Here is a 21178-nt window from a genome sequence, read left to right on the forward strand (position 1 = left end):
GTTATCAACAAAACCTGATGATAACGATATTCGCCAATGGCTTCAAAGGGTTGAGTTTTGTTTTGAGATATCTGCCCGTCGCCACTTCAGCCCCGGCTTGGCGAACATCACCAGGTTGCCCAGCAGGATCAGGCACAGGCCCAGCACGGCGTTGAAGTGCCACTGATAGCCTTCGTAGATCGTTGAGATGGTCAGTGCCACCAGCGGGAACAGCAGGGTGCTGTAGGCCGCCGCGCCGGCGCCGATGCGGCCGAGCAGGCTGAAGTAGGCGGCGAAGGCGATCACCGATCCGAAGATCGCCAGGTACAGCAGGGAGCCGATATAGCGGCTGCTGAATTCGATCTGGAACGATGCGCCCTGTGCCAGGGCGATCAGCGCCATCAGCATCGCGCCGTAGGTCATGGCGTAGGTGTTAGTGGAAAAGATATCCAGCCCGCGGCGCTGATGGCGCGCGCTGATCATATTGCCCAGCGAGAAGCCGTAGGTGCCGAGCGCGCTCAGGCCGATGCCTTTAAGCAGCTCCGGCGCCATGCGGGTGGCGGCCAGATCTTGCCAGAACAGCGCCACGATGCCGGTCAACCCCAGCAGCGCCGCCGGCAGCAGGTTGGGGCTGGGGCGCTGGCGGAAGAACAGCAGGCTGTTGAGGGCGTTGAACAGCACCGCCATCGAGAAGATCACCGATTCCAGCCCGCTGCTGATGTAAGCCGCCGCGTGGTAAAAGCAGAAGAAGTTGAAGCCGAACACGCAGCAGCCCTGCAGCACGCAGAACAGATGATCGCGCGGGGCGAGACGGCGCAGGCGGCGCGTTAACAACAGCACGGCGAACATCACCGCGGCGGAAATGGCGAAGCGGTAAGCGATTGAGACGGGAATGGCCACCGGGCCTTCCTGTTGCAGGGTGATCGCAATCCAGGTGGTGCCCCAAATCAGCACCACGGCGAGGTACAACAGCGCATTCATTCTATTTGTTACTCCGAAAAAACCGATGGCGCAGTATCCGCTTTGGCGCGCGGCGGCGCTTGCAGCGCTTTGCGCCCAGTTGCATATTCTTGCGCTTTTTTTGCCAAAAGCGCGCCGCGGCGGCTGGCATGCCGCGGCGTCACTCTTTACACTGTCGGCATGTCGAACAACGGGGCCGGCGATGTCCAACTATCAGGCGTTTGAAACACTGCGTGAGCACAAGGCGCGGCTGCACGGCAGCGTGCTGCTGGGCACCGGCGTGGAGCTGGCGGCCTGGTCCAACTGCAACGATCGCGTCACGCAGGAAAGCGCCGACCACCATACCCTGAGCCTGTACGTCGCCGACGGCTATGAGTGCTACCAGCAGGTGCCGGGCGGCTGGCGCAACGGCGGCGGGCCGGATCGGTTCTGCATCATGCCGCGCCAATACGCCTCCACCTGGGATGTGCGCAGCGATCTGTCGTTCGTGCACCTGTATTGCACCGATGGGCATCTGCGGCAGCTGGCGGAGCAAACCTGGGATCGCAGCCCGGCGGCGATCAACGTGGAGCCGCGCAGCTTCGGCGAAGATTCGCAGATCACGCTGCTGTACCGCCAGTTTTTGCTCAACTGCGATTGGCAAGACAGCGCCAATCTGCTGGCGCTCAGCAGCGCGTCGAACCTGCTGATGTCACACCTGATCCAGCGTTACAGCCAGCTGCAGTGGAAGCTGCCGCCGGTGCGCGGCGGCCTGGCGCCTGCGGTAGCCCGGCGGGTGCGGGAATATATCGAAAACCACCTCGATCGGCCTTTGCTGTTGGCGGATCTGGCGGCGCAGGCCGGGTTGAGCGAATACCATTTCGCCCGCATGTTCAAGCACGCCACCGGCCTGGCGCCGCACCAGTTCGTGATGCGCGCCCGGCTGCAGCGGGCGGAACAGCTGTTGCGGCATAGCCAACAGCCGATCACCGAGATCGCGCTGGCGTGCGGCTTCAGTTCCGCCAGCCATTTCAGCAACCGCTTCAAGGCGGCCTATGGATTTGCTCCGCTGCAGGTGCGGCAGGGGCGCTAACCGAAAGGGAGTGCAGCATGGATCAACCGTTTGCCGGGCTGGGCGTGTTGTTTTTCGCCGGATTCGGGCCCATCACGCGTGAGAGCGACGAGAGCAAGGCGTTTTATGTCGAGGCGCTGGGGCTGCCGCTCAAGCCGATGCTGGGCAACGAAACCTATCTGCTCTCGGAGCAAGGCGCGCTGGACGGGGTGAAGCATTTTGCCCTGTGGCCGCTGGCGCAAGCGGCGCAGTCCTGCTTTGGCGACGATCGCTGGCCGGCGGATCTCGCAGTGCCGCAGGCGTGGATCGAGTTTGACGTAGCCGACATGGCGGTAGCCACCCAGAGGCTGGTCGATCGCGGTTATCGGCTGTTGGTCGCCAACCGCGAAGAGCCGTGGGGGCAAAGCGTTACTCGGTTGCTCAGCCCGGAAGGACTGCTGGTTGGCGTCACCTACACGCCCTGGTTGCGTTAAACGCCGTGCCGTTCGCCGCCGTTTTGCAGCGGGGGGCGGTCTAAGAACAAATACGCATTAGCTTAAAGCGATCTGCGCTATAGACCTATCGAATCCCCGAGTTGTTTCCTTCCCTGAAAGCAGTAATCCCGTTCATTGCGTAAAAACCAAGGGCCAGAACGCGCTATTGCCATGTCATTTTACGGCGATTTTCCCCCGTCTTTTTTTGCCGCCAGGTGCCTGATGGGAATAGAGATTATTCTTATATTTCCGCCAACCCTTAAGAAATAATAATGATTCTCGTTTTCAACCACGGAAAGGAGAAGGAACGATGAAAACAGTGAAGCGAACGGGCATCGCGTTGGCGATAGCCCTGACTTTCCCCCTGGCATTGCCTGCCGCTACGGCGGCGCAACCCTCCCTGACAAACAGTAAGGCGGCGACGATGACGGAAAAACACGGGCAGTTCATTGCGGTCGGTAAAGTGGTGCAGGTGACCTTCGGCGATTTCGCCTTCAAGCTGGATTTTACCGATGACAAGACCATGACCTTCACCGGTATCGGCGAGGCGTCGCAGGGCATCACCGATACGGTGCAGTACACCGCAGTGGAGATTCGGCCGAAGGTTTACATGGTTTATTGGCACGAACCGCAGTCCGGCGACAACGTGACGCATATCGAGGACTTTGAGCGCGGCGAGGTGTACACCAACATCGCCGCCAAGGACGGCAGCTTCACCCATCTGAAAGGGCAGCTGAAAATCGTAGGTCACTCAGGAAACTAAGGAGCAGTTATGAAAAAGGCATTGATCGCCTGTGCGATCGTCGGCGGCTTGCTGGCGAGTTACCCGGCGTTGTCAACGGATCAGGCGGCGTCGCAAAAGTCGGCCGGCAAGGGCGGCTATCATCATGCCCAGCAAAAGCTGAAGGTGGTGGAAGATCTGTACGCGGGCTTCTTCAACCGCCACGACATCGGCGTGGCGCAGAGGCTGATTGTGGAAAACTACAAGCAGCATAACCCGTTCGTCGGCGACGGCATCAAGCCGTTCCTCGATTTCTTCAGCCAGACCTTTAAAGACAATCCGCAATACAGCGCCAAAATATACCGCAGCGCGGTCAACGGCGATCTGGTCTACGTTCACGTCAAATACCAAAATAACCCGCAGGATCGCGGCACCGCCAGCGTGGATATTTATCGGGTGAACGATCAGGGGAAAATCACCGAGCATTGGGACGTCAATCAGGATGTGCCGGAAAAATCGGCTAACGACAATACCATGTTCTGAGCCACAAGGGCCGCTGCGGCGGCCCTCTACGCGCCTGCAACACTTTATTTACTTACATAAATATTAAATGACCGCCGCGTCGAGTAGGCTACGGCCGCCTTTGGCAGTGGTGGTACGGTTGATGGGCGTCATTGTCCCGCCACTGCTTGAGGCGTTTCCCCACATTCCCCGTTATCCCGCACGTTGATTTTCCACTTTTTTGAACTGATGGCGCAGCTGCAGCGCATTGCAAAGCACCAAGACTGCCGTGACGGCGAACACCCAACGGAACCCCATCATCGCCGAAATGCCCGATCCCAGCAGCGGGCCAACCACGTTGCCCAGGTACATAAAGGATTGGTTATAGCCGAAGATGCGCCCGGTCACCTGATCGGAGGAATACTTCAGCAGCAGCGCCTGCACCGCCGGCATCAGCGCGCCGTCGGCAAAACCCAGCAGGAAGCGCAGAATGCCCAGCTGCAGCGGCGTATTGACCCAGGCCATCACGGCGAACAGGCCGGTGGTGAACAGCAGCGCGGCGATCAGGATGCGCGCGGTGCCGATGCGATCGCCGAGCCGCCCGAGGCGTGGCGCCGAGATCAGCGCCGCAATGCCGGGCACGGCGGCGATCATGCCGCTGACAAAGGCGATATTGCTGACGTCGCCCGACAGCTCGCGAATGAACAGCGTCAGGATCGGGCTGATGGACGAGTTAGCCAGCTGGATCATCAGGGTACAAACGAACAGGGTGACGATCAGCGTCGGATAGGGCAGCGAACGGAATACCGCCTTGCCGCTCAGCTGATCCGCTTTTTTCACCGTGATGCGCCGCTCTTTAATCAGGAACAGCGTCACCAGGAAGCTGACGAACATCAGCCCGGCGGTGACGAAAAATACCACCCGCAGCCCCAGATGGTCGGCCATCAGCCCGCCCAACAGCGGCCCGGCGATCACGCCGGAGATCTGCCCGGTAGAGAGCGTGCCCAGCGCCCAGCCGCTTTTATCGCGCGGCGCCTGCGAGGCGACCAGCGCCATGGCGTTGGGAATATAGCCGGACGTCAGCCCCATCAGGGCGCGCAGCGCGAACAGCTGCCACACGTTAGTGGCCAGCCCCTGCAGCGCGATGACGATCGCCATGCCCAGCGAGGCGCGCAGCAGCATCAGCTTGCGGCCTTTGCGGTCGGCCAGGCTGCCCCACAGCGGCGAGACCACCGCCGAGACCAAAAAGGTGCCGCTGAACACCAGCCCGGACCACAGGCTGAGGGATTGGTGATCGCTGACGCCGAGCTGTTCGACGTACAGCGGCAGAAAAGGGAGGATTTGGCTCATCGCCAGCCCGGTGAAGAAACACCCGAGCCAGACCGAGATCAGATTGACTTTCCACGCTTCCATCGGCTTACCGTACCACGTTGAATAAGGAGGGATTTATTAAGCAAAATAATAATAACACTGCAAATTAATCGGCGAGGGGCAAATGCGTGAGCAAACGTAACCCTGCCGATGCAGTGTCTTTTTTGCTATATATTAATAGCTATATTATCATAGGTAACTAGGTTAAGCCAGAGCGGCGCGGTAGCCAGGCAGGGCACTGCGCGATCCGGCGGTGTGAAAGCAGGGATAAACTGAACGCTAGATTGATGCCAATGAAAAAAGATCACCCTGAAGACGTGACGCTGCTGCGCACGCAGTTAATGTCGCTGGTGCGCCGTTTACGGCGCGAGTCGCGTAGCGACGAAAAATCCTGGGCCCAGCTAATGCTGTTGGGGGCTATCGATCGCCACGGCGGCGAGGCGACGCCGTCGCTGCTGGCGGAATCGGAGCGCATGCGTTCCTCTAACCTGGCGGCCGCGTTGCGTGAGCTGGAGGCCGACGGGCTGCTGGTGCGCACGCCGGATGCCGAAGACAAACGCCGGGTGCGGGTGCGCCTGACGTCCGCCGGACTGGGCCTGCTGGAGCAAAGCCGCAGCCGGCGTGAGGCGTGGCTGCTGGCGGCGATGGAAAGTTGTTTAACGGAGCAAGAACAGGCGCTGTTGGTTGAGGCGGGGGCGTTGATGGCGCGGCTGGCGGCGGCGCCAACGGACGAGGAATAATCGCTGGGCGGCCGGTGCGCCGCCCGTGCAGCGAGGTTACGGCATCGGCCAATCGGCCGGCATGGTGCTGACCACGTCCACGTAGCGATCCCAGGCCGATGACCAGAACTGGGTGAAGGCTTCCAGGGTAAGGTGGATGCCCATCAGGCCCATCACGAACCAGCAGGCGGTAAACAGGCCCAGGCTGCTGAACATGAACGCCATGCCATTGCGGCTGGTTTTACGGCAAACGACGTTTAACTGGCTGGCGAAGAACATCATCACGGCGCTCAGCAACTCCCAGCGCATCATGACTAAACCGGTGGCAATGGTACTCATCGAACTCGATCCTATGTAACAAAAAGCCGCATCCGGCAGGGCGCCGACAGGGAAATGCGGGGGAATATCGGTAATAGTGTGATTAAGATCACATTGTAGCATTGGGGCGAACGGGGGCTCAATGGGGATCGCGGTGAAAAAATCGCCGCCGGTAACATTCCAATATGCTGAAACAGTTATGCCATTTCATTAGCAACCTTTTCATGGGGCGTCGCGCCCGATAACGCTATGCTTGCCGGCTTTTCAGCTCCCTGATTTTGCGGGGGAAATGTGACGCAAAAGGTACCGGCACTGCATGGCCCTGTTAAAAGAAACAATTCGCGACCACTCTGCGGAAGAAAGGCTGTTTATCCGCCGGGCAGGCGTGGCGCTGGCGCTGGTAGTGGTGTGCTTCGGCGTATTGATCGTCAACCTCTACCGGCTGCAAATCCGCCAGCACGGCTTTTACCAGACGCGCTCCAACCAGAACGACATCAAGATGCTGCCGCTAGCTCCCAGCCGCGGGCTGATCTTTGATCGTAACGGCACTCCGCTGGTGCGAAACGTGACACTGTATCGTATCGAGATCACGCCCAGCAAAATCACCGACATGGCGGCGCTGCTGCAGGCGCTGAAGCCGATCGTCGACCTGACGCCGGAGGACATCAGCGCGTTTCGCGATGACATGCACCACAACAGCCGTTACAAGCCGGTGACGCTAAAAACCGGGCTGAGCGACACCGAGGTGGCGCGTTTTGCCGTCAATCAATACCGTTTCGACGGGGTAACAATCGATACCTATCAACAGCGTGAATATCCTTACGGCGCTCAGCTGGCGCACGTGCTGGGCTATGTGTCGAAGATCAACGATAGCGATCTCAAGCGCCTGGACAAGGCCGGCCTGAGCGAAAACTACGCCGCCGACCGCAACATCGGCAAACAGGGCATCGAAGCCTATTACGAGTCCGAGCTGCACGGCACCACCGGCTATCAGGAGGTGGAGGTGGATAACCATGGGCGCGTGATCCGCCTGCTGAAGGAGCAGCCGCCGAAGGCCGGCAAAAACATCTACCTGACGCTGGATCTGCCGCTGCAGCAGTACATCGAATCGGTGCTGAAGGGGCAGCGCGCCGCGGTGGTGGTGGAAGATCCGCGCGACGGCGGCATCCTGGCGATGGTCTCCAGCCCCAGCTACGATCCCAATCCTTTCGTCAAAGGCATCGGCTATCAGGCCTATAAGGCGCTGCTCCGCAACCCGGATCTGCCCCTAATCAACCGCGTCACCCAGGGGCTGTACCCGCCGGCGTCCACGGTGAAGCCCTACATGGCCGTTTCGGCGCTGTTCGCCGGGGTGATCACGCCCACCACCACCTTTTTCGGCGCGCCGACCTGGACGCTGCCCGGCACTGAGCGCCGCTACCGCGACTGGCTGAAAACCGGCCACGGCATGCTCAACGTCACCAAAGCGATCGAGGAGTCCGCCGACACCTTCTTTTATCAGGTGGCGTATGAGATGGGCATCGATCGTATTCACCACTGGCTGAGCCAGTTCGGCTACGGCCAGTCCACCGGCATCGATCTGAACGAAGAGTATCGCGGCGTGCTGCCGAGCCGCGACTGGAAGCTGAAGGTGCACAAAAAAGGCTGGTATCAGGGGGATACGGTTTCGGTGGGCATCGGCCAGGGGTATTGGGTGGCGACGCCAATCCAGATGGTAAAAGCGCTGACCACGCTGATCAACAACGGCCAGGTGAAAACGCCGCATCTGCTGTATTCGCTGCAGCAGGGCAACCGGGTGACGCGCTACCAGCCGCCGGCGCAAGCGGCGCAGATCGGTGATCCCCACTCGCCTTACTGGGGCATCGTGCGCAACGGCATGTACGGCATGGCCAACCTGCCGAACGGCACCGGTTACAAGCTGTTCCATACCGCGCCGTACCAGGTCGCCGCCAAATCCGGCACCTCGCAGGTGTTCAGCCTGAAGCAAAACCAGACCTACAACGCCAAAATGATCCCGGTGCGGCTACGCGATCACATCTTCTATACGCTGTTCGCGCCTTACAAAAACCCCCGGGTGGCGATGGCGCTGATCCTGGAAAACGGCGGTGGCGACGGCGTGGTGGCGGGGCCGACCGCACGCGCGATCCTCGACCATATTTTTGACCCGGCCAACGCGCCACAGCCCGGTGATATGCCGCAAAGTAAACCGCAGTTAAACGACAGTGCAGATGTGCAACGGTGATGCGGTTTGTTTTTACTTTCTTACAAACTGCAATCTCCTGACCATTTCCGGCAAGGTAGACTGAAATAACACCATAAACCGAATAAAAACGTAGGGTTAACACAACAGTGGCGCCATCGACCAAAAAGAGCGGTAAAACCTATTCCACAGTTCGTTTCGGCTGGATTTGCGCCGGCATGCTGGTCTGTTTTTTTCTGTTGGCGTTCAGGGTCGGCTACCTGCAGCTGCTGGAACACCAGCAGTTGGCGGATCAGGCCGACCAGCGTTCGATCCGCACCCAGGTGGTGCCGACCAACCGCGCTATGATCACCGATCGCAACGATGAGGCGCTGGCGGTCAGCGTGTCGTCCAAAGACATCGTGCTGGACCCGAAGCATATTCTCGATACCCAGACCGATACCGGTAACGAACGCTGGCAGAGTATGGCCAACGTGCTGAAGATCCCGCTGGCGGACATCCAGCATCTGATCCAGAGCAACGCGCACAAACGTTTTGTCTACCTGGCGCGCAAGGTGGAGGACGACAACGCCGCCTACATCAGCAAACTGCACCTGACCGGCGTCAGCGCCGAGCAGGATTTCAGCCGCTTTTATCCGATGGGCCAGGATGCCGCCGGGCTGATCGGTATCGTCGGCCAGGACAATCAGGGGCTGGAGGGCATCGAGCTGGGCTTCAACCCGCTGTTGCAAGGCAAAAACGGCCTGCGGGTCTATCAGAAGGATGGCAGCGGCGCGGTGATCGGCGTGCTCAAAAGCGTGGATCCGGTGCCACCGCCGAACGTGACGCTCAGCATCGACAAATTTATCCAGTACGTGCTCTATGCGCAGATCCGCGACGGCGTGGTGGCTAACCAGGCCGACTCCGGCTGTGCGGTACTGGTCAAGATCGACACCGGCGAAATCCTCGGCATGGCCAGCTATCCGTCGTTCAACCCGAACAACTATGGCAGCACGCCGGCGAAAGATATCCGCAACGTGTGCAGCAGCGACAGCTTCGAACCGGGTTCGACGGTGAAACCGGTGGTGGTGATGGTGGGGTTGGAACATAAGCTGATCCGGCCGGATACCGTGTTGGACACCACGCCGTATCGGGTGAACGGTCACCTGATCAAAGACGTCGGCCACTGGTCGAAACTGACCATCACCGGCGTGCTGCAAAAATCGAGCGACATCGCGGTATCGCACATTGCGCTGGCGCTGCCGGCCACCGTGCTGCCGGCGGTCTACCGTAGCTTTGGCCTGGGGCGGCCGACCGAGCTTGGCATCGGCAACGAGAGCAGCGGCTATCTGCCGCAGCACCGTGAACGCTGGGCCGATATCGAACGCGCTACCTTCTCCTTCGGCTATGGGCTGCGCGTGACGCCGCTGCAGATGGCACGCGAATATGCTGCTATCGGTTCCTTCGGCATTTATCGGCCGCTGTCGATCACCAAGGTGACGCCGCCGGTGATGGGGCAACGTATTCTGCCGGCGGATACGGTACGGTCCGTGGTGCATATGATGGAGAGCGACGCCTTGCCTGGCGGCAGCGGGGTGAGCGCCGCGGTACCGGGCTATAGGCTGGCGATCAAAACCGGTACCGCCGAGAAAATGGGCCCCAGCGGCAAATACGACGGCGGCTACATCAACTACACCGCCGGCGTGGCGCCGGCCAGCGATCCGCAGGTGGCGCTGGTGGTGATGGTCAACAACCCGAAAGCCGGCAAGCACTTCGGCGGTTCGGTGGCGGGGCCGGTGTTCGGCAAGATCATGGCCCAGGTGCTGGAGCACATGAATATCCTGCCGGATGCCCAACCGCTTAACGTGGTGTCGTCGGTCAAGAGCTGATGGGGATTAGCGCGATTCCAGCAGGCGCTTTAGCGCCTGCAGATCGGCGTTCACCAGCCCGGCATCGCGGGCGAACAGCGCGTCGTCCATCTCCGGTTGGCGGAACAGGGTGAAGATCACCTCGGTGCCGTGCCGGTTGGCGAGCGCGCGCAGCGGCACGTAGACCACGCCGCCGTTCGGCAGCGTCACCCAATGATCCAGCACGCCGAAGGCATTCGGCGCGCTGAAGCGAATACGAAGGTTTCCCTGTGGGGTGTCTGCCACCCATTCTTCATCTTCCTGCCGTAAACTGTTGGCCAACCCTTTGGCCCACAAGGGGAAATTTTCCGGCTGGCTGAGAAAGGCGTACACCTCGTCACAGGGGCGGTTGATGGCAATATGCAGCGTTTGCGCGCTCAGCATCGTGGCTTCTCCGGTTGGCGGTGATACTTCAGTGTAGATCTCGCCGTGCTCAGAAGTAGTAACCGATGTTCACGTTAGTGCGAAAATACCATTTATTGCTGCCAGAGGATTGCGTGCCGGTCCAACCGGTGGCGTTTTCCACGCCGCCCCACGGGTTGGCATTCTGCGCCCAGGTCAGGTCCACCCACAGCATCACCGGCATGGCGAACACCTGCACCCCCAGCGTATTCATTTTGGAGTCGGAACCGCCGTGCTTATCCTTCCAGAGCACGCTGTAGTCGTTGTAGAACCGCAGCTTTTTCACCGGCCCCCAGGGTACGTCGACGTCGCGCGCCAGGTTGATGGCGGCGGTGGTGGCCTGCGACGGGATCAGATAGGCCGGCGTCAGGCCGTTGCCGCCCATCAGGATCACCGAATTGTTGGCCCCGGCCGGGCCTTTGGCATCGTAACCGTAGCGGATCACCTGGCCGGACAGATGCCAAGGATCGTTATTCACCAGCGTATGCAGGCCCGCCGCCCAGAAGCTGCCGTTATCGCCGGTCGCCTGGTTGTAGAGCCGCGAGGCCGCCAGCGAACCGCCGAGCTCATTGTCCCAGCCGCCCTGGTGGAAAGCGCGCGTCAGCCGCAGGTTTATCTGATCGCGTTTTTCGTTGCGCTGCAGGTGCTGTGACGCATAGTTGGTGTTTTTCAAATCGTCGTAGCTGGCGACGTCGGGGGCGTAACGCACGCCGGTCGGCATCATGCGCGGGTAATAGGCGGCGTCGAAGGCCCAATCGTCATGCTGATATTGGTATTTGGCGCCCAGCCCGGTGTTGACTCCAAAGCCGAGGTAAAACGGAATGCCGTACGACCAGCCGAACTGCGGGTAGGGCATCAGGCCGAACGGTTTGAACGGCGCGCCCAGTTGCACGGCGGAACGTTCAGACAGGTGATAGCCGACATAGGCGCGGTCGATGGCGTATTTGCGCCGATCCTGAAACCAGAATCCGCCATCGAAAAATGCATCGTTTACCTGGCCGGCGGCATCGATGCGAAAGGCGTCAAAGCGTAAATGCGGAGGATTCCGATAATTGCTGCTGTGCCAGTCTTCATAGCGATAATTGGCGCGCAGTGCGCCGCCGATATCAATATTCTTTTTATTATCCTCGCTTTGCCAATGAATATGCGGAAATGCCGGGCGGCTTTTTTTTACCGGCGCTGCGGTGGTGGCAGCATCGTTGGGTAATGCGGCGACGGTTGCATAACTCACTGGTGAAACAAGGAAAAAACAAAGCGTGATCTTGCGCATAGCCGGCCCCTGAAGAAAATAGACTGTTTATTAAGGCGAGCGAGTTTCACCTGTAAACAGGGCATTTACGCTCATCGGTTTTATATTTGAGACGATTTTATTGAGCGTTTCATATATTAAATGCCGCGCCGGTTAATATATGAAACTTTGTTTCTTTTTTTAATGTAAAAACTATAAATCCGGTATTAAACAAGTCAAGAAATAAAAATGAGAGTTGACGGGCAATACCGATTATTAGGGGATCTTGGCCGGCGGGGGCGACGCAGAGCAGGCTGAAATAGTCGTGTCATCAATGCCCGTTAGACTCGCGGCATCCTGGTATGACTGACTAAAAATCATGAACATAAAACTGACACTGGGCCGCAGGGTAAAACCTGCGGCAGCGCTACCGCGTGCGTTTGGCTTCGGCAAGAGCATGGGCTTATTAAGCGGGGTGATTTGCGTTATCGCGCTATTTTCTCTGCTGCAATTGTTTTCCACCCTATTTATTTCCAATATTTTGCGCGACGCCAAGGTTAATCTGGTGACGGGCGATGCGTTGCATCGCCAGCAGGCGACAATGGATCGCGCCAGACTGTCGCTGCTGACGGCCAGCGATACCCTGAACCGTGCGGGCATCTATTATCTGCAGGATAAAGCCACCGGCTCCGAGGGCAGTTGGCATAGCCTGCTGGATGAATCGTTGGCGGCGTTGGCGGCTTCAAAGCAGGCCTTTGCCCGGTTCGAGCGCTTGAGCGCGGCTGCGCCCGAAGCGACGGGCGCCCTGAAAGACAGCTATCGTCTGTTCTATGACGGCCTGAAGGAACAGGCGCAAGGGTTGCAAAGCAGCGCCAGCGTCGATGCGTTTTTCGCCGTGCCGATCCAGGCGTTTCAGGCGGATTTCAACGAGAAGTATCTTGCCTACCAGACGCTGAACGAGCGGCGTGGCGATGACGTCAACGTGCGGCAATTGGCGGTGCTGGAGCAGGCCAAGATCTTTGCGTTTGGCGCGCTGGCGGCGCTGGTGCTGATTGCCGTGGGGGTCTGGGTCGGCGTCTCTCGCTGGGTTATCGCACCGTTGCAGCGGGCAATCGCGCACCTCAACGTGCTGGCCGCCGGCGATCTTTCGCGGCCGCTGCCGCCTGAGCGGGCGTTGAACCGAGAGATGCGTCAGCTGCAGACCAGCATTGGCCATATGCAAAACGGCCTGCAGCGGCTGGTGAGCGAGGTGCGCGATGCGGCGAGCGGGATCCTGAGCGGCGTTGGGCGGCTGGCGGACGGCAATCGCCAGTTGACGGCGCAGTCGGCGAAGCAGGACGGCGAACTGCAGTTGGCGACCGAGCACGTGCAGCAGCTGGCGGCGCGGGTGGAAGAAAACGGCCAATACGCCCAGCAGGCCAGCCAACGAACCGAACAAGCCCGGCAGTACGCCGGCGCCGGTGAGCAGATGATGGAAACCGTCAATGTTTCAATCCAAGGGATCGTCAACCAATCGGCCGAGATGCGTGGCATCGTCGCGCTGATCGACAGCGTGGCGTTCCAGACCCATATTCTGGCGCTGAATGCGGCGATCGAGGCCGCGCATGCCGGCGTTCACGGCCGCGGCTTTGCCATCGTAGCCAAAGAGGTGGGTCTGTTGGCGCAAAAGAGCAGCCATTCGACGCGCGATATTCAGCAGTTGATCAACCGTTCACTGCAGCAAATCGATCAAGGTTCGCAGGCGGTGGATCTGCTGACCGGCAACCTGCGCCAGATTATCGATCTGGTGAACAAATGCAGTGCCCTGATGGGGGAAATCTCGCAGGCGTCTTTCAATCAGGGGGAGAGCATTCAGGACGTAACGGCGCGCATTGCGGCGCTGAATCAGGTGGTGCAACAAACCGGCGCCGTGGTGAACGCGGTGACCGACGCTTCTCAGTCGCTGCAGGGTGAATCGGAACGGTTGGAAAAAGCGATGGCGCGTTTCAGGCTGCCTGTGCAATAAATAACCCTGACGCAGGTTAATGAATAATAAAGCTGCGCTAAACGTTATTTATTATTTTCCACCGCTGAGGGACGTTATTTCGATAAATAAAAAACAGACCGGCGCTTATGGATTAAAAAAGTGCCGGCCTGCAGAGATTATTTTAACGCGATGATTAACGGCTGGTCTGGTGGCCGATAATGCCACCCAGCGCCGCGCCGCCGAGGGTACCCAGCGTGCTGCCGTCGGTCAGCACCGCACCGCCGACTGCGCCGACGCCCGCGCCGATCGCCGTGTTGCGATCGCGATTGGACATATGCCCACATGCGGTAACGGAAAGCGTTGCCATCACCACCACCAACACACCTGCGGCACGTTTAATATTCATAATGAGTTCCTGGTAAATTGACTGATTAATGGATTAAAAATAATCCGATTAACCTGCCGGTAGAAGTTGGGATGAATGTATTCCTCCGTAAGAAAATCGAACAGGTAAAAATTCTTAATTTTGCGGCGGTGAAAAGCGATTGCTCGCCGAATGTGCGGCCGCCGGTAAAATCGTGGGTCTATACTGGAAAGACGCCTCGCGGGGTGCGGGGCGCACACGCTGGAGGCCGCCATGTCCGATCTCGTTTCCGCATCCGGCAAACCGGTGAAAATCCCCGGCCCGGACCACCCAATCACCTTGACCCGCCATCCGGCGCGGGTTGTCGTGCGTGCAGCCGGTCAGACCCTGGCCGACAGCCGCAACGTGCTCATCCTGCAGGAAGCCACCTATCCGCCGGTGTTTTACTTTCCGCGTGAGGATGTGAATCGGGCGCTGTTGCAGAAAAACGAGCACGTCAGCTACTGCCCTTATAAGGGCGACTGCAGTTATTTCTCCCTTGTGCTTAACGGCGAGCAGGAGGCCAATGTGGCCTGGAGTTATGAAATGCCCTACAACGCCGTGGTAGCGATCAAGGATCATCTGGCATTTTATCCCGATAAAGTGACGGAGATCCGCACAGAAGCGTGAGCCGCCGCCGCCATCGGGCGGGGCAGGTTGACATTCTCATTATCCCTACTCATTATGTGTATTACCGTAAATTGATACGCTTTCCTTATGTTTTAATCCGACATAAACGAAACTCTGAGCAGGTGCCAAGGTGTCTACCTCTACGCGATTTGCCGTTGCCATCCATATTCTGACCAATATCACGCTGTGTCGTGGCCAGACGGTGCGTTCCGAAGACATCGCGCGCAGCGTCAACACGAATCCGACGGTAGTACGGCGCATCCTCGGCGCGCTGGCAGAGGCCGGGCTGACCTATTCACAGATGGGACAAGGCGGTGGGGCGCTGCTGGCGCGGCCGGCGGAAACGATCTCGCTGCTGGACGTGTATCGCGCGGTAGAGGATCAACCGTATTTCATGCTGCACCGTACCCGGCCTAACGATGCGTGCTATATCGGCCACGCCATTACCCCGGTGCTGGAGCAAGAATTTGCACGCGTCGGTCACGCGCTGGAAGCCAGCCTGGCGCAAACCAGCATCGCCGAAATGGCCGGGCAGGTCGAACGGTGCGCAGGCTATCCTTTTGTCCCTTGTTCACCGCAATATCAAGCGGATACGCAATAAAAAACCACGCAAATTCCCGCTACGCGCAGAGCATTTTTTGCATTGCGTTAATGTAATTGTGTAAGTTACATTAGCTCGCATCAAGTGTGATGTAGCTCACGTTTTAGACTGCCTCCCCACGATAATCGATCGATTGGCCGGAAACCTTTTCTTCCGGCGTAGGTTCGCTGTGCTTATAAACCAGGAGAGAACGATGTTAGAAATGATTGAAAGCTTGGCCACCGTGGTGGTCCTGGTGCCGGTAATGGTGGCCGTCTTGCTCGGCGCGATTTACGGCCTGGGTGAAGTGTTCAACGTCTTTTCCGCTATCGGCAGAAAAAATAACGGCTGAATTTGAACGTCAGGGGACGCAACGCCCCCTGACGGAGGGTTACAATACCGTCGCCAGGAAGTTGCGCGTCCTCTCATGTCCCGGCGCATCCAGAACCTGCTGCACGCTGCCCGTTTCAACCACCTTTCCCTGATCCATAAAGACAATCTGGTCGGCCACTTCGCGTGCGAAGCCGATTTCGTGCGTGACCACCACCATGGTCATGCCCGAATGCGCCAAGTCTTTCATCACCTGCAGCACTTCGCCAACCAATTCAGGATCGAGGGCGGAGGTCGGTTCATCAAACAGCAACACCTGTGGGTTCATTGCCAGCGCGCGGGCGATGGCGACGCGCTGCTGCTGGCCGCCGGACAGTTCACGCGGCCAGGCGTTGATGCGATGTTCCAGCCCGACGCGGGTCAGCAGCTGTTTCGCCCGTTCCTGCACCTCGGCTTTTTTTTCCTTTTTCACCCGCAGCGGCGCGTCGCTGACGTTTTGCAACACGGTGCGGTGTGCAAACAAGTTGAACTGCTGAAATACCATGCCAATGCTTTTACGCTGTTCGGCCACCTCGGCTTCTTTCAGCTCGTACAGATGCCGGCCTTTTTGGCGATAGCCGATCAGCTGTTCGCCAACACGAATGGTGCCGCCGTCCAGCTTTTCCAGGTGGTTGATGCAGCGCAACAGGGTGGATTTGCCGGAGCCGGAAGGGCCGAGGATCACCGTTACCGAACCTGCCGGAATGGTCAGGCTGATATTTTTCAACACGTCGGTGCCGGAAAAGGATTTCCGCACCCGGTTGATGTGGATAGATGCGCTCATTGTTCACCTCCCTGAGGGGCTTTGCGGTTGAGGAAGAACCGGCCGCTGCGCGTTGCCTGCGTGCCGCGGCCAAAATAGCGCTCCACGTAGTATTGACCAATCGACAGAATCGAAGTCATGGCCAGATACCACAGGGTGGCGACCAGCAGCAGCGGGATGACCTCGTAGGTGCGTTGGTAAATGATCTGCGCCGAATACAGCACGTCCTGCAGGGCAATCACCGACACCACCGCGGTGGTTTTCAACTGCCCGATCACCTCATTGCCCGCCGGCGGCAGGATGGTGCGCATCGCCTGCGGCAATACCACGCGCCACAGGATTTGCCCACGACGGTAGCCCAGTGCTTTGGCGGCTTCCAACTGGCCGCTGCCGACGCTTTGGATGCCTGCGCGCACGATCTCCGCCGCATAGGCCGACTGATGCATCACCAGCGCAATCACCGCGGCGCTGAAGGTGCTGATAAGGGTATTGGTCTGTGCGCTGGCGACTTCGCCCAGAAACGGGATCCACAAGCTGATGCGGGGATAAAGCGCGGCGATGTTGTACCACAGGAACAGCTGTACCAGCATCGGCACTGCACGGAAGAACCAGGTGTAGAACCAGCTTACCGCCACCAATACCGGATTGGCCGACAGGCGCATCAGCGCCAGCAGCACGCCGCCGGCGAAGCCGAACACCACCGAAATTACCGTCAGCTTCAGCGTCATGAGCACGCCGTTGAGGATGGACGCCTCGGTAAGATTTTCCGCCACCACCGACCATTCAAAGCGCGGGTTGTGCAGCATGGAATTGACGATAACGCCGACGATCAGCAGTACAACCAGGGCGCTGAGCCAGCGCCCGTAATGCCGGTGGCCAACGATGCTCAGTTCCGCGTCGTCGACAGGGTATTGCCCACTCATTTTGCGATCTCTTCATTGATGCCGGCGGTTTTCACGGCACCAAAACCGATATCCCAGCCGTCGAGGATTTTCTGGTAGCTACCGTCGGCGATCAGCGAATTTAGTGCCGCCTGCACCGGTTTCACCAGTTCGGAGCCTTTCGGCAGGGCGATGGCCACCGTGGTACCGTCGATGTTGATATCACCGGCCAGCGTCAGCGGTTTGACGTGGGTGGCCTGGTAGCGCAGCCCTTCATACGGGCCGAAAAACATCGGCACGCGGCCGCTGATCACCGCCTGCACCCCGGCCGGGCGATCCGGGAAGATCGGCATGGTGATGGCTGGCTTGCCGGCGGCGACGCATTGATCGCTGGCCTGCTGCAGGCGGGTTATCTGTGAGGTGCCTGCACCGGCGCCGACGGTCTGGCCGCACAATTGGGCCAGCTCGGTGTAAGGGCCAAGCGCAGCGTCTTTGCGGGCGATCAAAGCCAGCTTGGAAGCGTTGTAATAGCCGACGAAGTCCACCTGCTGGAAGCGCTTTTTGTTGGCGTCAATGTTGGCCAGCGCGACGTCATAACGGCCGGACTTCAGGCCGGGGATGATGTTGTCGAAACCGCCGGTGTCCTTCCAGTGGATCGCCACGCCCAGGCGATCGGCAATTGCGCTCATCACGTCGATTTCACGCCCGGCCAGCGTTTTGTTGTCCGCCTGGTAAAAGGTGGTCGGCGGGGTGTTCGGGTTGGTGCCGGCAACGATATAGCCGGCCTTTTTGATAGCGTCAGGCAGGCTGTCGTGCAGCGCCGGATCGGCGGCAGCTTTCACCGCCGCCTTGAAGGGAACATCGCCTTCAGCGGCATGACCGGCGGCCAACGGCGCCAGCGTGGAGGAAGCCAACAGCAGGGACAGTACGGTGCGTTTGAATGTGTTTTTCATCATGATTTCCCTGCGGATTAAGCCGATTTTACGTTAGCGAAGTTGATTGCCGGTTCCGGCAGGCCCAGGTTTTCACGCAGGGTTGCATGCTGATACTCTTCACGGAACAGGCCACGGCGGCGCAGCTCCGGGATCACCAGCTCGACGAACAGTTCCAGTTGGTTGGGCAACACCGCCGGCATGATGTTGAAGCCGTCTGCGCCTTGCTGTTCCAGCCACAGCTGGAAGTCGTCGGCGATCTCTGCGGCGGTGCCTACCACCACGCGGTGGCCACGCGAACCGGCCGCGACGGCCGCCAGCTCGCGCAGCGTCAGGTTTTCCCGCGCGGCCAGATCGGTCAGCAGTTTCACGCGGCTTTGGCCGCCTTCGGTGGCGCCCACGTTCGGCACCGGGCCGTCCAGCGGGTAATCGCTCAAATCGAAGCCAAAGCGCGCCGACAGCTGCTCAATGCCGTTATCGATATCCACCAGTTGATTCAGCTGATACCAGGTTTCCTGCGCTTCTTCTTTGGTACGGCCGACAATCGGCATCACACCTGGCAGGATCAGCAGGTGGTCCGGGTTGCGGCCGGCGTCGGCCACGTATTTTTTCTGGCTGCGGTAGAAAGCTTGTCCTTCTTCCAGGCTGGCGGCGGCGGTGAACACCACTTCGGCGGTTTCCGCCGCCAACTGTTGGCCGGCCGGGGAAGAGCCGGCCTCAATGATCACTGGCCGCCCCTGCGGCGAGCGGGAAATATTCAGCGGGCCCTGCACCGAGAAATGCTTGCCCTTATGGTTGGCGGCGTGGATTTTCTCGTCGATAGCGTATACGCCATTTTGCTTATCGCGCACGATGGCGTCTTTTTCCCAGCCGTCCCACAGTTTGTAGCTGGCCTCGAGGAATTCCCGCGCCACTTCATAGCGTTCGGCGTGCGACGGCAGGTCTTCACGACTGAAATTGCGCGCCGCATCGCTGGAGAAAGAGGTCACCACGTTCCAGGCGGCGCGGCCGTGGCTGATATGGTCGATGGAGGCCATGGCGCGTGCCAGGTGGAAAGGTTGATCGAAAGTGGTGGAGGCGGTCGCCGCCAGCCCGATATGGCGGGTGTTAACCGCCAGCGCCGCCAGCAGCGTCAGCGGCTCCAGGCGTGACATCGTCGAGGGCAGGTGGTGCACGCTGGTTGCCAACGCGTCGCCGACGAAGAACATATCGAAGGTGCCTTCTTCGGCTTTTTTTGCGATCCAGGTGAACCAGTCGATATCGGTCGGTGAACCGCTGGCGCCTTGTGCGCGCCATCCTCCGATGTGGTGTCCCAGCGCCTGAACGAACAGGCCGAGACGGAGTTGGCGCGATGGTGTTGAAGGTGAAGTACTCATAATTATTCCTGTTTTATTATTAATTTAACAATGCAATCAGTCGCGGCAGCGCGCCAGGGGACATGAGGGCGCAGTCGCGGATAACGCTTTCGCCTTCGAGGCCCGGAAGCAGCTGCAGAATGGCGTGCAGCTTGGCGTCGAGGTCTGTCGGCCGGGCGGCGGTTTGCTTTCTTGTGACCATGTCACTTATTTGCCTTCCGTCCTGCAGCGTCAGGGTCAGGCGATGGAAGCGCATCTCCGGATCGAGCGCGTCCGGCGGGGCTGCGGGATCGACATGGCGCTCAACTTTTGCCGCCAGGGCGGCGATAGCCGCATCGACCGGCTGTTCGCCGTAATGCGTCAGCGGGACCTCGCCGTGGTATAGCGCATCGGCTATGACGTATTCGAGGCTAAAGCGCGCTTCCACACCGGTGGCCGGCTGGCGAATATAGGGTGCGGTATCTGCGCCGGGCGGAAAACTGACCTCAACCAGTGCGATCTCCGCAAGGGCGTCGCCTTGTTCCAGCAGCCGCGCGCGCAGGGCGAGCGCCGCCTCGGCTGCGCTGTGAGTGCCACCGCAGGTCGGGTACCGCTTGAACTCCAGCCCTGGTTGCAGGATGCGCCAGGGCGTGCCCCAGTCGGCGGTCAGGCATTCCGTTTTTTGCCGGCCGTCGCCGTGGGAAGTCAGCAGGCTGTCCAGCACGCCCTCCGGTTGGCCGATGAAACCGGCCTGAGCCAGCAGGGCGGCATTGACCGCGTTGCGTGCCGCCAGCCCTGCGTGCAGCGGTTTGGCCGCCGAACCGAACTGGCTGCGCAGGCCCGCCGCCTGGGTGGCCGCCAGGCCGAGAGCAATCTGCGTTTGCCGCTGGTCAAGCTGCAGATAACGCGCCACGGCGGCGCAGGCGGCGACCGCGCCCAGGGTGGCGGTGCTGTGAAAACCCTGCACGTAATGTTGCGTGCCAGCGGCCAATCCCAGCCGGCCAGCGGCCTCTACACCGATGACATAGGCGGTTAACAGCTCAGTGACATTGTCACTCTCGCCGTTCAGCGCCAGCAGGGCGGAGAGCACTACGGTGCTAGGATGGCCACGCAGCGCAGGATGGTAATCATCGAAGTCCAACGAGTGGCTGACATAGCCATAGCGCAGTGCACGGTTCTCACTGCTGGTCGGCGGAAACGTCGTGCCGATCGCTGCCAGACCGGCATCGCTCAACGCCCCGCGGGCAATCGGCAATGCGCAGGCGAAGTAATCTTTCACGCCGCGGCGAGCGGCTGACAGGGCGGTTTGATCCGGCTGGCTGTTCAATATCAGATGAGCGAATTGGGCGGTTATCGATAATGACAAGGCGTTAACACCTGAATTTATAGATGGTTATGCACGAGTGCGGGGTGAAAGGTATTGTGTGGCGGTTTTCTTTGTCCCGAAAGAACGAACGGCGCTTCTATATCGCTGAATGGAATATCACGACGGCACTGCGCCGCCGTCAGGG

General features: G+C 59.6%; 22 protein-coding genes. 11 read left to right on the top strand and 11 right to left on the bottom strand.

Going from position 1 to position 21178, the window contains the following annotated elements; genetic code table 11:
- Positions 1–42 precede the first annotated feature (42 nt).
- Positions 43–960 (bottom strand): DMT family transporter, encoded by a 918-nt coding sequence (locus tag QMZ29_RS06495; RefSeq protein WP_261425965.1) that lies wholly within the window; start codon positions 958–960, stop codon positions 43–45.
- Positions 961–1141: 181 nt separating this feature from the next.
- Between QMZ29_RS06495 and QMZ29_RS06500 the strand changes: the two genes are divergently transcribed.
- The 4 genes from QMZ29_RS06500 to QMZ29_RS06515 all read left to right on the top strand — a co-directional run bounded on the left by QMZ29_RS06500 (position 1142) and on the right by QMZ29_RS06515 (position 3727).
- On the top strand, positions 1142–2011 hold the full coding sequence (locus tag QMZ29_RS06500; RefSeq protein WP_261425972.1) for a helix-turn-helix domain-containing protein: 870 nt from the start codon (positions 1142–1144) through the stop codon (positions 2009–2011).
- 17 nt (positions 2012–2028) lie between these two features.
- Positions 2029–2463, top strand: coding sequence for a VOC family protein (locus tag QMZ29_RS06505; RefSeq protein ID WP_261425979.1), 435 nt, complete (start codon positions 2029–2031; stop codon positions 2461–2463).
- Between the two features lie 310 nt (positions 2464–2773).
- A complete protein-coding gene (locus tag QMZ29_RS06510; RefSeq protein ID WP_142590397.1) occupies positions 2774–3226 on the top strand; it encodes a MoaF-related domain-containing protein in 453 nt (150 codons plus the stop codon).
- Between the two features lie 9 nt (positions 3227–3235).
- The gene (locus QMZ29_RS06515; RefSeq protein ID WP_025302780.1) at positions 3236–3727 is read left to right on the top strand and encodes a nuclear transport factor 2 family protein; all 492 of its coding nucleotides are present in this window, start codon (positions 3236–3238) and stop codon (positions 3725–3727) included.
- Between the two features lie 171 nt (positions 3728–3898).
- Here the strand turns inward: QMZ29_RS06515 and QMZ29_RS06520 are convergent, their stop codons facing one another.
- On the bottom strand, positions 3899–5098 hold the full coding sequence (locus QMZ29_RS06520; RefSeq protein ID WP_004940721.1) for a multidrug efflux MFS transporter: 1200 nt from the start codon (positions 5096–5098) through the stop codon (positions 3899–3901).
- Between the two features lie 251 nt (positions 5099–5349).
- On the opposite strand from QMZ29_RS06520, the gene QMZ29_RS06525 reads away from it, so the two are divergent.
- On the top strand, positions 5350–5796 hold the full coding sequence (locus QMZ29_RS06525; protein ID WP_164100175.1) for a MarR family winged helix-turn-helix transcriptional regulator: 447 nt from the start codon (positions 5350–5352) through the stop codon (positions 5794–5796).
- Positions 5797–5832: 36 nt separating this feature from the next.
- Here the strand turns inward: QMZ29_RS06525 and QMZ29_RS06530 are convergent, their stop codons facing one another.
- The gene (locus QMZ29_RS06530) at positions 5833–6114 is read right to left on the bottom strand and encodes a YjcB family protein (RefSeq protein WP_004940713.1); all 282 of its coding nucleotides are present in this window, start codon (positions 6112–6114) and stop codon (positions 5833–5835) included.
- 295 nt (positions 6115–6409) lie between these two features.
- Between QMZ29_RS06530 and mrdA2 the strand changes: the two genes are divergently transcribed.
- Both mrdA2 and QMZ29_RS06540 read left to right on the top strand, forming a co-directional pair.
- On the top strand, positions 6410–8335 hold the full coding sequence (gene mrdA2, locus QMZ29_RS06535) for a peptidoglycan DD-transpeptidase MrdA2 (RefSeq protein ID WP_261425984.1): 1926 nt from the start codon (positions 6410–6412) through the stop codon (positions 8333–8335).
- A gap of 107 nt (positions 8336–8442) precedes the next feature.
- The gene (locus QMZ29_RS06540) at positions 8443–10161 is read left to right on the top strand and encodes a penicillin-binding transpeptidase domain-containing protein (RefSeq protein ID WP_043142739.1); all 1719 of its coding nucleotides are present in this window, start codon (positions 8443–8445) and stop codon (positions 10159–10161) included.
- A gap of 6 nt (positions 10162–10167) precedes the next feature.
- Here QMZ29_RS06540 and QMZ29_RS06545 read toward each other — a convergent pair whose 3' ends face one another.
- Positions 10168–10563 (bottom strand): SRPBCC family protein, encoded by a 396-nt coding sequence (locus QMZ29_RS06545; RefSeq protein WP_089180885.1) that lies wholly within the window; start codon positions 10561–10563, stop codon positions 10168–10170.
- A 49-nt stretch (positions 10564–10612) separates the two neighbouring features.
- A complete protein-coding gene (locus tag QMZ29_RS06550; RefSeq protein ID WP_043142747.1) occupies positions 10613–11851 on the bottom strand; it encodes a hypothetical protein in 1239 nt (412 codons plus the stop codon).
- Between the two features lie 415 nt (positions 11852–12266).
- On the opposite strand from QMZ29_RS06550, the gene QMZ29_RS06555 reads away from it, so the two are divergent.
- Positions 12267–13814 carry a methyl-accepting chemotaxis protein gene (locus tag QMZ29_RS06555; protein WP_261426031.1) on the top strand — a complete coding sequence of 516 codons (1548 nt, stop codon included), beginning with the start codon at positions 12267–12269 and terminating at the stop codon, positions 13812–13814.
- A gap of 154 nt (positions 13815–13968) precedes the next feature.
- On the opposite strand, the gene osmB is transcribed toward QMZ29_RS06555, so the two are convergent.
- Positions 13969–14181: an osmotically-inducible lipoprotein OsmB gene (osmB, locus tag QMZ29_RS06560; protein ID WP_004940700.1), complete on the bottom strand. Its 213-nt coding sequence runs from the start codon at positions 14179–14181 to the stop codon at positions 13969–13971.
- Positions 14182–14412: 231 nt separating this feature from the next.
- On the opposite strand from osmB, the gene QMZ29_RS06565 reads away from it, so the two are divergent.
- The 3 genes from QMZ29_RS06565 to QMZ29_RS06575 all read left to right on the top strand — a co-directional run bounded on the left by QMZ29_RS06565 (position 14413) and on the right by QMZ29_RS06575 (position 15740).
- On the top strand, positions 14413–14808 hold the full coding sequence (locus tag QMZ29_RS06565; RefSeq protein WP_025302787.1) for a DUF427 domain-containing protein: 396 nt from the start codon (positions 14413–14415) through the stop codon (positions 14806–14808).
- A gap of 130 nt (positions 14809–14938) precedes the next feature.
- Positions 14939–15409 carry an Rrf2 family transcriptional regulator gene (locus QMZ29_RS06570; protein ID WP_025302788.1) on the top strand — a complete coding sequence of 157 codons (471 nt, stop codon included), beginning with the start codon at positions 14939–14941 and terminating at the stop codon, positions 15407–15409.
- Positions 15410–15602: 193 nt separating this feature from the next.
- Complete coding sequence (locus tag QMZ29_RS06575) at positions 15603–15740, top strand: AcrZ family multidrug efflux pump-associated protein (RefSeq protein ID WP_016927779.1); 138 nt, start codon at positions 15603–15605, stop codon at positions 15738–15740.
- Between the two features lie 39 nt (positions 15741–15779).
- On the opposite strand, the gene QMZ29_RS06580 is transcribed toward QMZ29_RS06575, so the two are convergent.
- From QMZ29_RS06580 to QMZ29_RS06600, 5 genes are read right to left on the bottom strand one after another with little or no spacing between them, the layout of a single operon-like run.
- Complete coding sequence (locus tag QMZ29_RS06580; protein WP_025302789.1) at positions 15780–16541, bottom strand: amino acid ABC transporter ATP-binding protein; 762 nt, start codon at positions 16539–16541, stop codon at positions 15780–15782.
- Positions 16538–17443 (bottom strand): amino acid ABC transporter permease, encoded by a 906-nt coding sequence (locus tag QMZ29_RS06585; protein ID WP_060433029.1) that lies wholly within the window; start codon positions 17441–17443, stop codon positions 16538–16540. Before QMZ29_RS06585 ends, QMZ29_RS06580 begins: the two co-directional genes overlap by 4 nt.
- Positions 17440–18354 carry an ABC transporter substrate-binding protein gene (locus tag QMZ29_RS06590; protein ID WP_049204005.1) on the bottom strand — a complete coding sequence of 305 codons (915 nt, stop codon included), beginning with the start codon at positions 18352–18354 and terminating at the stop codon, positions 17440–17442. The genes QMZ29_RS06585 and QMZ29_RS06590 overlap by 4 nt, the downstream gene beginning before the upstream one ends.
- Before the next feature lie 17 nt (positions 18355–18371).
- Positions 18372–19709, bottom strand: a complete 1338-nt coding sequence (locus tag QMZ29_RS06595; protein WP_282980750.1) for an LLM class flavin-dependent oxidoreductase — start codon at positions 19707–19709, stop codon at positions 18372–18374.
- Positions 19710–19728: 19 nt separating this feature from the next.
- Positions 19729–21033 (bottom strand): MmgE/PrpD family protein, encoded by a 1305-nt coding sequence (locus QMZ29_RS06600; protein WP_197781504.1) that lies wholly within the window; start codon positions 21031–21033, stop codon positions 19729–19731.
- Between the last annotated feature and the right edge of the window lie 145 nt (positions 21034–21178).

The organism is Serratia sp. PF-27 (genome assembly GCF_030053255.1).
In the GTDB taxonomy this organism is placed as follows: domain Bacteria; phylum Pseudomonadota; class Gammaproteobacteria; order Enterobacterales; family Enterobacteriaceae; genus Serratia; species Serratia bockelmannii.